General features: G+C 66.3%; 11 protein-coding genes and 1 other RNA gene. 8 read left to right on the top strand and 4 right to left on the bottom strand.

The annotated features are described in order from the left end of the window. Positions 1-13: 13 nt before the first annotated feature. Together mbfA and AC1DIN_RS01770 are read right to left on the bottom strand one after the other, a co-directional pair. A complete protein-coding gene (gene mbfA / locus AC1DIN_RS01765) occupies positions 14-1003 on the bottom strand; it encodes an iron exporter MbfA (RefSeq protein ID WP_441469649.1) in 990 nt (329 codons plus the stop codon). A 364-nt stretch (positions 1004-1367) separates the two neighbouring features. Next, positions 1368-2270: a thymidylate synthase gene (locus AC1DIN_RS01770; protein ID WP_476808455.1), complete on the bottom strand. Its 903-nt coding sequence runs from the start codon at positions 2268-2270 to the stop codon at positions 1368-1370. 225 nt (positions 2271-2495) lie between these two features. Here AC1DIN_RS01770 and AC1DIN_RS01775 point away from each other — a divergent pair, with 225 nt between their 5' ends. The 7 genes from AC1DIN_RS01775 (at position 2496) to AC1DIN_RS01805 (ending at position 6148) form a co-directional block, all read left to right on the top strand. Continuing rightward, a complete protein-coding gene (locus AC1DIN_RS01775) occupies positions 2496-2690 on the top strand; it encodes a hypothetical protein (RefSeq protein WP_476808456.1) in 195 nt (64 codons plus the stop codon). Between the two features lie 315 nt (positions 2691-3005). Then, entirely contained in the window at positions 3006-3263 is a 258-nt protein-coding gene (locus AC1DIN_RS01780; protein ID WP_476808457.1) for a hypothetical protein, read from the top strand. Positions 3264-3301: 38 nt separating this feature from the next. Then, positions 3302-3657: a transfer-messenger RNA gene (gene ssrA, locus AC1DIN_RS01785) on the top strand. Between the two features lie 56 nt (positions 3658-3713). Next, complete coding sequence (locus AC1DIN_RS01790; RefSeq protein ID WP_476808458.1) at positions 3714-4289, top strand: SspB family protein; 576 nt, start codon at positions 3714-3716, stop codon at positions 4287-4289. Positions 4290-4300: 11 nt separating this feature from the next. After that, the gene (gene fumC, locus AC1DIN_RS01795) at positions 4301-5695 is read left to right on the top strand and encodes a class II fumarate hydratase (protein ID WP_476808459.1); all 1395 of its coding nucleotides are present in this window, start codon (positions 4301-4303) and stop codon (positions 5693-5695) included. A 13-nt stretch (positions 5696-5708) separates the two neighbouring features. Beyond that, positions 5709-5909, top strand: coding sequence for a DUF4169 family protein (locus tag AC1DIN_RS01800; protein ID WP_441469655.1), 201 nt, complete (start codon positions 5709-5711; stop codon positions 5907-5909). Continuing rightward, a complete protein-coding gene (locus AC1DIN_RS01805) occupies positions 5906-6148 on the top strand; it encodes a ribbon-helix-helix domain-containing protein (protein ID WP_476808460.1) in 243 nt (80 codons plus the stop codon). The genes AC1DIN_RS01800 and AC1DIN_RS01805 overlap by 4 nt, the downstream gene beginning before the upstream one ends. Positions 6149-6211: 63 nt before the next feature. Here AC1DIN_RS01805 and AC1DIN_RS01810 read toward each other — a convergent pair whose 3' ends face one another. Together AC1DIN_RS01810 and AC1DIN_RS01815 are read right to left on the bottom strand one after the other, a co-directional pair. Further along, positions 6212-9781: an AsmA family protein gene (locus AC1DIN_RS01810; RefSeq protein ID WP_476808461.1), complete on the bottom strand. Its 3570-nt coding sequence runs from the start codon at positions 9779-9781 to the stop codon at positions 6212-6214. A gap of 136 nt (positions 9782-9917) precedes the next feature. After that, positions 9918-11357, bottom strand: coding sequence for an FAD-binding oxidoreductase (locus AC1DIN_RS01815; RefSeq protein WP_476808462.1), 1440 nt, complete (start codon positions 11355-11357; stop codon positions 9918-9920). 203 nt (positions 11358-11560) lie between these two features. Between AC1DIN_RS01815 and AC1DIN_RS01820 the strand changes: the two genes are divergently transcribed. Further along, a complete protein-coding gene (locus AC1DIN_RS01820; protein WP_441469659.1) occupies positions 11561-12127 on the top strand; it encodes a thioesterase family protein in 567 nt (188 codons plus the stop codon). Positions 12128-12164: the final 37 nt, after the last annotated feature.

Raw genomic sequence — 12164 nt, forward strand, 5'->3', positions numbered from 1 at the left:
TTCCGTTTGTTTTTCACGCGCCGCCGATGAGGATGCCGGTAGCCAGAACAAGCAGACCGCCCAGAATGATCTGGAACATGGCTCGGCCGATCGGCGTCTCCATGTAGCGATTTTGGATCCAGACAATCGCCCAGAGTTCGACGAAAACGACACAGAGCGCGATGATCGTAGCGGTCCAGAATTGAGGGATGAGGTAGGGCAATGCATGCCCGAGTCCGCCCAACGCTGTCATGACGCCGGAAGCGACGCCGCGCTTCCACGGCGGTCCGCGTCCCGAGAGCTTGCCGTCGTCGTGGGCTGCTTCTGTGAAGCCCATCGAGATACCAGCACCGACCGAAGCAGACAGGCCGATCAAGAATGTCGTCCACGTGTTCTGTGTCGCGAACGCGGTGGCGAAGATCGGTGCCAACGTCGAGACCGAGCCGTCCATCAGTCCGGCGAGGCCCGGCTGGACCCACGTCAGGACAAACTGACGCTTGGCGTGCTCCGCTTCAGTCTTCCCTTCGTCGCCGCTCGTCAGGCTGTCTTCGAGAGCCAGTGCCGTCCGCTCATGCTTCGCCTCGGCGGCGGCAAGATCTCCCAGCAGCTTGCGTGTTTCTGCATCGGAGCTGCGGGATGCGGCCAGCCGGTAGAAGGCTTCCGCCTGCCGCTCCATATCTGCGGCTTCCGCCCGGGCGCGCTCCAGCGGCAGCGATTTTACCAGCCATAGCGGCCGCCGCGCATAGAAGCCTTCGACGTGCTCGCGACGAATAGGAATGACCGTGGATCCGAACCGTCGCACATAGAGGTCGAGCAAACTGCGACGGTGTTCATTTTCCTCCGCCGCCATCGCATCGAACATCGCAGCCGAAGCTGGATACCGCTCGCCCAGATTTGCCGCGTAGGCTGCGTAGATGCGGCCGTCCTCCTCCTCGGCGAGAATCGCGAGGGAAAGGACCTCCTGCGGGCTGAGGTCATCGAACCGTCGCCGGGCAGGCCGAAAGAGCGAGAAGAACGCGGGCAAGACGTCACCAACAAACAGGAGTTCTCGACATTCTTTAGAAACATTCTAATGTTGAGTCCAGTCTGGTATCTCCCGGTGCTGGGTGAGGTCGTGCGATGCCGAGGCGCGCAAACGGCCGCGGGGGCTCAGGACTCGTTGATCACAGCCAGAAGGTAACGGCAGCCGCGACGCAGGCGGCCGCGAGAAAGTTTGCGGCGCATCGATCGTGGCGAGTTGCGGCGGGCGGCAAGACCCCGAGCTCAGGTTTGCGCCTTTCTGCGATCGCTCAGCAGGAACAAGCACCCATCACGGCATCCGCCCAGGCGGCCGTTCGCGCCTTTGCCGGACGGTCGGATCGTCTCAAGTTGGTCCGCGGTAGCTAGGCTCAGACCGCGACGTCCGCCTTGATGACGGCGTGAGGCAAATAGCCCTCCACTTCAAAGTCCTCGATCCGATAGTCGTCGATGCTGGCCGCCTGCCGCACCAGACGCATTTTGGGGAACGGACGCGGATCACGGCTCAATTGCTCCCGGGCCTGGCCGAGATGATTGAGGTAGAGATGAACGTCTCCACCAAACCAGACAAAGTCGCCCAGCTTTAATCCCGCCTGTTGCGCAATCATCATTTGAAGGGCGCAACAGTTCACCCAGTTGAACCCTACTCCGAGGAGCAGATCTGCTGACCTTTGGAAGCAAAGAGAATTCAGCCGCCCATCGGAAGTGACGTGGTATTGATAGACCAAATGGCAAGGCGGTAGCGCCATTTGGCTTAGCTCGGCCACGTTCCAACCGTGAAATAGCATTCGGCGGCTGGACGGATTGTTCCGTAGAGTGCTGATCAGATCCGCGATCTGGTCGTGTTCGCGACCATCAGCGCCCAACCAGCGCCGCCATTGCTTACCATAGACGGGACCTAGATCGCCCCAACGCGCGGCAAATGCATCATCCTCCGCGATGCGCTTCTCGAATTCGGACTGACTGATGTCCGTGCCGGTTTCGCGACGGTAGGTGGCGAGCGGCCAGTCGGTCCAGATTCGTACGTTCTCGCGGATCAGCGGCTGAATGTTGGTCTGCCCGGTCAGAAACCAGAGCATCTCTTTCACCGCAGTCTTCCAGAAGACTCGCTTGGTTGTAAGAATGGGTACCGTCCCATCCGACAGGTCAAATCGAGCCATGGCGCCGAAGATGGACCGCGTGCCGACGCCGGTGCGATCCAGCCGCTCGTCGCCCCGCTCCAGCACGTCGGAAAGAAGGTCGAGATACTGGTATTCCGGGTGCTGCCTGGTCATTCCTGCCTCCTGAAATTGCGCGACCATTGCCGCAGCAACCCTCATCCTCTCGCGAAGCCCTACTTCACAGTGAAGGCGGACGAACATAGCGGCTCTGCGGCGCCTTGGCCCCCCTCGTCGCTGCGGACATCCCCAGCCTTTGCATGCACTCCCGCCGGCCGACGGCAGGAACGATGCCAGAGGCCCCCGGTTGCCGTCTCCGTACCGCAAGAGGGAGACATTTCCATGCTTTCGCGTAGATCGTTCCTGGCGCTCGCCGTCTCCGGCCCGTTCTGGCTCCTGGGCTATGCGGGCCACGCCCAGGCGCCCGAGATGATCGACCCCGCGCCGCCCCCAGTCTCGATGGACGAGGCCAGGCGAATCGCCGCCGAGAACGGCTTCGTCCGCGTCGAGGAGGCCAAACTCGACAAGGACGCTTGATAGGGTCGAGGGGCGGGACGGCACGGGCGCCGAAATCGAGATCGGCCTGCGCGCCAGTGACGGTGTCGTCATCAAGATGGAGCGCGAGCGTCCGGCCTCCGTCAAGGCGGAACGCAGCTAGCGCATTCTTGAGCGCGACACCGGCGCGCGTGAAGAAAATGCGATCGGATAAGGAGTTGGAGCATTTTCGCGCCGGAACGGGATGCCGAGATGCGCCAGGGCTCACGCCATTGCGACTGGCCGTGAACGTCCGCATCCGCAAACCCGCCTCAATCCAGGCCGCTCATCGCGGCCTGATTCGCGGGGAATATGTCGATGTGGATGAAAACGACCGGAACCGGCTTGCTGGTCGCGCTCGCGCTGAACGGTCTCATCGCGGTGCCCGGGCATGCGCGGGAAGTGGATGCCATCATTTCGGAAAGCGAAGCCCGGAACATCGCCTGGAGCGCCGGCCTCGTCCATGTCGAGGAAATAACCCGCGCCGACGACCGCTGGGAGATATCCGGCCGCAGCGTCGACGACGACGAGATGATCCTCGACATCGACATTAGAAATGGTCGCATTCTCGATTGAGGCCCGAATGCCGCATTGCCTGTCGAAATCGGCTCAGCACTCTTTCCCCGCGCCGCTGCTGCGCCTATATTCGTCATTGCCACTCGCAAGAGCGGCTATGGCGATAAACGGATTTCGGAATAAGCCTTTCGGACCCGGGGGCAGTACCCGGCGCCTCCACCAAAGCCCTGATCTTTCAGGGTTTTGGCGGGGGCGAAATAGGATCGACGAGGGTGTAAAAGTTGTCCTTTTGCTCGGCATGGTTCCGCCGTTATCGGGCCAAAGCATAGTTGCCAACGACAACAATGCTCGGGTTGCTGTCGCCGCGTAAGCGGTGCTGGTTCCCAAACCAAAGCCCTTGCGCTTAGCCGCGTAAGGCGGGGCCCGGAGGCGCCTGGCAACAGAAGCCTCCACTTTCATTCTGGCCTGCCGGCTGTTCCCGCCGGAGCAGCAAGCGGAAAAACGCACCCGATGTCCAAAGATGTTCTTCGTTACGATCTGATGGTGCAGGAAGCGCTGAAGGGCGTCGTCCGCAAGATCCTGACGGAGGCGGCGCGGGACGGCCTGCCCGGCGAGCATCATTTCTACGTCACCTTCCGGACCGGGGCGCCTGGTGTGCGCTTGTCGCAGCGCCTGCGCGAGAAGCACCCGGACGAGATGACGATCGTCCTCCAGCACCAGTTCTGGGACCTCAGCGTGAGCGACCATGCCTTCGAGGTCGGCCTGTCCTTTTCGGGTGTGCCGGAGCGGCTGCTCATCCCCTTCGATGCGGTGACGACCTTCTTCGACCCCTCCGTGCAGTTCGGTCTGAAGTTCGAGACGCAGGGCGAGCCGGAGGAGGCCGGTGCCCCGCAGTCCGAGTCGGTTGCTGCCCCCGCTCCCGTTCCCGCCAAGGTCGTGCCGACCGGCGTGCCCGCGCTGAAGACGCGGGCCTCGGCGGCAGAGGACGCGGACAAGGGCAGCGACGCGGCGATCGGCGAAACCGATGACGACGGCAAGAGCGGCGCCGAAGTCGTCAGCCTTGATTCCTTCCGCAAGAAGACCTGACGGACCTTCCCATGACCGAGACGCGCACCGAAACCGATTCCTTCGGCCCCATCGCTGTGCCTGCGGACCGGTATTGGGGCGCGCAGACGCAGCGCTCTCTGGAGAATTTCCGGATCGGCGGCGAGCGTGAGCGCATGCCGCTGCCGCTGGTTCATGCCCTTGTGCTGGTCAAGAAGGCGGCGGCTCATGTCAACGCCCGGCTCGGGCTGCTCGACCAGCGCGTTGCCGGCGCCATCGGCCAGGCGGCAGACGAAGCGCTCGCCGGCAAGTTCGACAACCATTTTCCGCTGGTGATCTGGCAGACCGGCTCCGGCACCCAGTCCAACATGAACGCCAACGAGGTGCTGGCGAACCGGGCAAACGAGCTGCTCGGTGCCGGCCTCGGCGCCAAGAGCCCGGTCCATCCCAACGACCACGTCAATCGCGGCCAGTCCTCGAACGATGCCTTCCCGACTGCGATGCATATCGCGGCCGTGCTCGAGATCACGCGCAAGCTGCTCCCGGCTCTGCGCAATCTCGAAAAGGCGCTGAACGCCAAGGCCGAGGCCTTCAGGCATCTCGTCAAGATCGGTCGCACCCATCTGCAGGATGCCACGCCCGTCACGCTCGGCCAGGAATTCTCCGGCTATGCGATGCAGCTCCATCTCGGCATCGGCCGGATCGAGGCCGCGCTCGGCGGGCTCTACGCGCTGGCGCAGGGCGGCACGGCCGTCGGCACCGGCCTCAACACCCATCCCGATTTCGCCGTGCTCTTCGCCAAGGAGGTCGCGACGCTGACCGGCCTGCCCTTCCGCACGGCCGAGAACAAGTTCGAGGCGCTGGCAAGCCACGGCGCACTCGCTGCCGCCCATGGCGCGCTGGCTGCGCTCGCTTCCGACCTGTTCAAGATCGCCAACGACATCCGCCTGATGGGCTCCGGCCCGCGCTCCGGTCTCGGCGAGATCAGCCTGCCGGAGAACGAACCCGGCTCCTCGATCATGCCCGGCAAGGTCAACCCGACTCAGGCCGAGGCTCTGACCATGGTCGCGACCCAGGTCCACGGCAACCAGGCGACGATCGGCTTCGCCGCGAGCCAGGGCCATTTCGAGCTTAACGTCTTCAAGCCGGTGATCGCCGCCGCCTTCCTGCAGTCGGTCCGGCTGCTGGCCGACGCTGCCGAAAGCTTCCGCACCAACTGCGTGGAAGGTATCGAGGCCAACGAGACGCAGCTCAAGGAACTGCTGTCGCGCTCACTCATGCTGGTAACCGCCCTGGCTCCGGCGATCGGCTATGACAAGGCGGCGAACATCGCCAAAGCAGCGCATCACAACGGCACGACGCTGCGCGAGGAAGCGCTCAAGGCCGGTGTCGACCCTGATCTCTTCGATAGGACGGTCAAGCCCGAGCAGATGCTCGGCCCGCGCTGAGGGAGCTGCGCTCATGGCCGAGATCATCAATCTCCGCCGCGCCCGCAAGCAGAAGGCGCGCACGGAGGCGGATAAGGCGGCCGAGCAGAACCGCATCAGCTTCGGCCGGACCAAGGCCGAGCGCAGCCTCTCCGAGGCCGAGCGCGACAAGGCCGCCCGCCACATCGACGGGCATAGGCTTGCGCAGGGCGACAAGGACCCGGAGCCGGCATGAGTTCGGAGCGCAAGCGCTCGCTCAGCATAGCAGGCCATCGCACCAGCATCTCACTGGAAGACGAGTTCTGGGAGGCGCTGAAGGAGATCGCCGCCACCGAAGGCCAGCCGGTTTCCGCCCTCGTCGTCGAAGTCGATTCCCGCCGGGGCGAGCTCAACCTCTCCTCGGCCCTGCGCTTGCACGCGCTTTCTCATTACCGGCGGCTCGCCGCTGAGCATCAAGGCAACGCTGGGCCATGATTACTTCAGCCGCCTGAGAAGAAGCGGGGAATCAAACCCGCGAAGGGTTTGAAGCCCCCTCACTCAATTGCGCGGCTGCGCGCCCGGCAGGATCTGCAACGGCGGAGCCGGCTGCTGAACGACGCCTTCCGGAGAGCTGGCGCGCGGCGCGCCCGGCAGGACGAGCGGGCCGAGCTGTGACTGCGGCTGCGGCGGAGCGGCTTGCACGGCTGCCCGCTCTGCAGCGGCTCGCGCACGTTCCTCCAACTCCGCCCTCCGGCGCGCCTCCTGATCGGCACGCGCCTGTTCCGCGCGGCGCAGTTCCTCGGCCCGCTTCTCCTCGGCCTGCCTGCGCTGCTCCTCGGCACGCCGCGCTTCTTCCTGCCGCTTCTCCTCGGCGAGGCGGGCCTCCTCCTGCACCCTCAGGAATTCATTGAGCTTGCGCTCGTTCTCGCGCATCTCGCGCTCGGCCCGCAGGCGCCGGGCATGCACCGCCCGCTCGCGCGCATCCGCCTCGAAGGCCTCGACGCGCTCGATCTCGCGCGCCAGTGCCCGCGCCGCCACCGTGTTCGAGAGCGCGCTGACATCGCTCTCACGCCGCAGGTTCGAGAGCGGACCACGCCAGGCGATCCCGATCTGCGGGGCATCGCCGGGCCACCCCTTCGGCAGCGCGCCGATGGGCTTGAGAGCGAGCCTGAGATCGGCATTGAGCGCGCGCAGATCGACGATGCCGCTCGCCTCCGCCCGCAAGCCGTTGCGCTCGAAGCTGAACGGCTGCAGCCGGATGAGTCCGCCCGCCAGCGTGAACGGCAACGTTACATCGCCGAGCGCCCAGGCATCGCGATCGAGAGCCTCGGCCAGCCGGTCCTGCAGGCGCGAGGCATCGCTCTCGGAGGCATCCTCGCCCGTATTGGCAATGACGCGGGCATAGGCGTTCGGATCGAAGCGGGCGAGGCGCGTGCCGGAGAGCGACAGGCTGCCGGCTCCGCTCAGGCCCGCGATAAGGCGCGCCGGTGTCTCGCCCGATCCGCCGAACTCGACCTGCCCCGAAGCCTTGCCGCCGACGGCTCCCTTGGTCATCTCCACGATGTCGATCGCGGTCAGGGCCAGCCGCCCGTTGAGTTGAGCGAGCCCGCCATCCCGGCGCAGGCCGAGGCGGCCAGAGACCTGCCCCCCACCAAAGGTACCCTTGATGTCGTCGACCCGCAGCCCGTCCTGATCCGAACGCAACGCGAAGCTCGCATTGCGGATCGTCCCGCCGTCGAAGACAGCGAGCGCGCCGGCCTCGACCGCGATGTCGAGTTCCGGCAACTCGCCGACGCGCCCGAACCGTGCGGTGGACCAGATCGACCCGGGTGCCGGCGGCGCCGGTCCCAGCGCCGTCGCGATCAGCTGGCGCAGATCCGCCGCAGGGATCGCGAAACGTCCGGTGTAGCGCCCCTCGCGCGGCAAGGTGAGCGAGCCGCTGGCTGCCATGCCACCGAGATTGGCCGCGATACCGTCGAGCCGAACCGCATCGCCAGTCACCTGCAGTCGCGCATGTGCGTCGAGCACCCCGTCGGGCAGCAGCCGCGCCGGCCCCTCCGCCAGAACCTGGGCCGGCCCTTCGGCTTGCAGCGAGACCTGCGCCCCCCCGGCGCCATCCTCCACCACGAGGGACAGGCCCGGCCCCGCCAGCGAGCCGACCATGCGCCCGTTGTCGATGTCGAGCGTGAGCCGGCCAGCTCCGCCCTGCATCGGCGCGGGCAGGCCAAGCGCGGTGAAGGCCTGCCGCCGGTCGGCGAGGTCGAAGCCCAGAGTGGCGCGATTCCAGTTTCCGGCGCGGTCGAGCACGCCCTTGATCGTCAGCTTCCCGGCTGCCGCGTTGCCCTCTGCCGAGAGCGCGGTTTCGCCCGAAGCCGCCCGAGTCAGGCGGAAGCCGCTGTCCAGCCGCGCCAGCCCCTCGCCCGCCCGCATCAACGCCTGCACGGCCGCATCCGGCAGCAGCGGCCCGGCCAGTGCCGTCAGGGTCTCGACGCGTGGCGCACGGATCCGCCCCGAAATCTCCCCGCCCTCGGCCAGCAACGAACCGGCCCCGGTGACGTCGACGCCGCCGAAACCGTTGACCGAGAGCCGGCTCAATCGCCAGGCATCGCCCTCTCGGCGGATATCGAGGCTGGCCGAGCCCGGTGGAGCATTGCGAAAGCGTGCATTGGCCAGCGTCAGATCGAGCGCGATGTCAGGCTGCCTCAACAATCCGCTGAAGCTTGTTCCCGGCGGCAGGGTATCGAGTGCGAGCCCGCTCACCGTGGCCTTGGCCGCGAGCTTGGCCGATCCAGCCTCCCCTGACGCGTCGAGCCGCAAGCCGGATGACCCCGCAACCAGCAGCCGCTGCAACGCGATCCGCCCCGGCGCCCAGGAGCCGACCGCATCGGCATCGATGCGCCCGAGCCCGGCGATGAAATCGGCCATGGCCGGGTCCAATCCGGCTCTGGCCAGAACCAGCGCAATGCGCCGCGCATCATCCGCCTTGAGATTGATGCGGCCCGACGCCCCCTCGCCCTGCAGACCGCCGGACGCCCCGATCAACGCGCCGGCCACGCGGACTGAGGCCGAAGCATCGCTTAATCCGCCGTCATGCAGGCGCCCGCGCAGCGCGAATGTCGAAAGATCCTCGCCGCGCCAGATGACCTGGTCGAGGTCGAGGCCGATGTCGAGAGCGCCCGGCAGGCCAGTCAGCGCCCGCTCGAAGCCCTGGCGTTCCGCCAGCGCCGCCGCCAGTGCATCGGCATCGAGCCGGCGGGCGCGCAACGCCAGCGAGCCAGCTCCGGTTCCCGGCAGATATTGCCCCTCCCCCTCCAGCCTCGCCGCACCGCCGGCGAGGTCGAGCGTGAGACCGGCAAGGTCGAGTTGGCGACCACCGCCCTTCACCCTGCCCGACAGCGAGACCGCCCCGCCCGGCGACAGGCCGAAGGCGCCGTCGAGCTCGACGCCGATCCGCCCTGGCGCCGTCGGCAGGATCAGAGAGCCGTCGAAATTGAGCTGCAGATCCTCGCCGGTGAGGAAGGCCTTGGCGCGCAGTCTGCCGCTCTCCTCCATCTCGCCGGTCGTCACGCGCAGGGATGCGCCCGCCACCTCGCCCTCGAAGCGCCAGGGGCCTGCGAAACTGACGGCGGAAACCTCCGCCGCGATGGGCGTCAGCGTGACCGCAGGCTTGCCCGGCTCTCGCCAGATCAGGGCCGAACGGCTGATCCGCAGCCTGTCGAGCCGTGCCTCGGCCGGAAGGCCCTTGCCAGTCCGCTCCGGCAGGCGAATCGCGCCGGTATCGTCGAGGGAAAGCGAGATCGTGGCTCCGTCGATCTCGGCTTCGGAGAAGCGGAATTCGCCGCGCGCCATCGCGGCCAGCGCCAGTTCGACGGTCACCTGCTCTGCAGCCGCCGCGCTGGTCATGCCATCCCCGCCGCCGATCCGGACGTTCTCCAGCGAGATGCGCGGCGAAGGCAGCAGGCGCAGGCCGATGGCGCCGCCGATCTGCGTCTCGACTCCGAGCGCCTCGCTCAGCCTGGTCTCGATCTGCGGCCGGTAGACGCGCCAGTCGACGAAGCCGGGGCCGATCAGGGCCGCCAGCAGCGCCAGCACCAGCAGGCCGGCCAGAACTGTCAGGCTTTCACGCAACGTCCGCTTTCTATCCCTGTCGCCATGGTGTAGCGCCGCCGGCCCGGAACCGGCGGCCGCCCGCGATCATGCCGGCAAGTCGCGGCAGGATCACGACATTTCGCGAAGGGCGCCCGCAGCGCAAGCCGCGCCGATGTCACAGGACGATGATTTTTCCGGGATTGAGGATGTTCTGCGGGTCGAGCGCACGCTTCAGCGTCCGCATGACCGCGAGCGCTTCCGCCCCGTGCTCCTGCTCGAGATACTTCATCTTCTTCTGGCCGACGCCGTGCTCGCCCGTGCAGGTTCCGCCCATGGCGAGCGCGCGCTTCACCAGCCTGTCGATGAAGGCCTGTACCCGCTCGACCTCGGCCTTGTCGTTGAGATCGACCAGCGGCTGCGTGTGGAAATTGCCGTCGCCGACATGGCCCGCGATCGGCGCGATCAGCCCGGAGGCCTCGATGTCGCGCTTGGTCTCCTCGACGCATTCGGCCAGTTGCGAGATCGGCACGCAGACATCGGTCGCGACCGAGTCGAAGCCGGGCCGCAGCGCCTTCGCCGCCCAATAGGCGTCATGGCGCGCCTGCCAGAGCTTGGAGCGGTCCTCGGCCTTGGTCGCCCACTCGAAGGGACCGCCGCCATATTCCGCCGCGATCTCGCCGAAGCGCTCGGACTGCTCGGCAACGCCCGCTTCCGTGCCGTGGAATTCGACGAAGAGCATCGTCGTCTCCGGCAGGCCGAGCTTGGCATGCAGGTTGACGCCGCGGATCATCACGTCGTCGAGCAGTTCGATGCGCGCAACCGGCAGGCCGGTCTGGATGGTCAGGATCGTCGCGTCGCAGGCCGCCTTCACGGATGGGAAAGGGCAGACGCCGGCTGCGATCGCCTCCGGGATGCCATGCAGCTTCAGCGTGACCTCGGTGATGATGCCGAGCGTGCCTTCCGAACCGACGAGCAGGCGGGTGAGGTCGTAGCCCGCGGACGTCTTGCGGGCGCGGGTCGAGGTCTTGACGATGGAGCCGTCGGCCATCACCGCCTTCAGCGCCAGCACATTGTCCTTCATCGTGCCGTAGCGGACGGCGTTGGTGCCGGAAGCGCGCGTCGCGGCCATGCCCCCGATGGAGGCGTCCGCGCCGGGATCGATCGGGAACATCAGGCCCTGGTCGCGAAGATGCTCGTTGAGCTCCTTGCGGGTGACGCCGGCCTCGACCACCACGTCGAGATCCTCGGCGTGGACCGCGATGATCCGCTTCATCTGCGACATGTCGATGCAGATGCCGCCATAGACCGCGTTGACATGGCCCTCCAGCGAGGTGCCGGTGCCGAAGGCGATGACCGGCACGCCATGGGCGGCGCAGAGCTTCACGATCTCGGAGACTTCCTCCGTGCTCTGTGGGAACACCACCGCATCGGGCGGTAAATTCGGGATCCAGGTCAGCGTGTGGCCGTGCTGCTGGCGCACCGCCAGGCTGGTGACGAGCCTGTTGCCGAAGCGCGCGGCCAGCGCCTGCGTCACGGCCGCGACGGCTTCCGGCGACGGGGGCAGCGCTGCAGCAGAGGCAGGGCCGTCATGAAGGGCGGTGGCGGGCAGGCTCATTGTCAAGATCCGGTTTTGGCGCTTAGACTTGGAACAGATCGGTTTCGCAATTGGTTACGGTCCGACATGATCCGGCTTTATTCGTCGGAGCAAGATGCTGACGCCGATTGCGACCGGTGCATACTAGATCACGAGACGAGGAAATGGGCAGCCGCAATTCTGCGACGGCCCCTTGAACGAGGCGCCTGACAGGGAGGGCGATCATGGCAAACGATACACGCGCTCCGGCGCTCTTCTTCTCGCCCTTCGTCTCGTCGGCGATGCGGGTCGAGCCGCAATGGATCGACTACAACGGCCACCTCAACATGGCCTATTATCATGTCCTGTTCGACCGTGCGGTGGACGAAGTCTTCTCGCTCGTCGGCCTGACGCGGGACTATGTCGAGACACGCCATGCCTCGACCTTCACCGCGGAATGCCACATCCTCTACAAGCGTGAGCTGACCGACGGCGATCTCGTCCGCGTCACCGCCCAGCTCATCGACTTCGACGACAAGCGCCTGCATTACTATCTCGAGATGCGCCACGCCCATGAGGGTTGGCTCGCCGCGACGAGCGAGAACCTGTCGCTGCACGTCGATATGGTCCATCGCAGGGTCGTGCCCTTCCCTGCCGACATCCTGGCGAATCTTGCCTTGATGAAGGCGGCCCACAGCATGATGCCGCTGCCGGCCACGATCGGGCGCATCATCGGCATGCCGAAGAAGTCGGCGATCCGCGTCGAGGAAGCGAACGAAGAGCGCGAGCCCGAGGTCGAGACGCGGCACTGAGCGGTGTTGCGCTATCAGGCGTAGCTCGGGATTTCTG

The organism is Allobosea sp. 05T438, assembly GCF_056396025.1.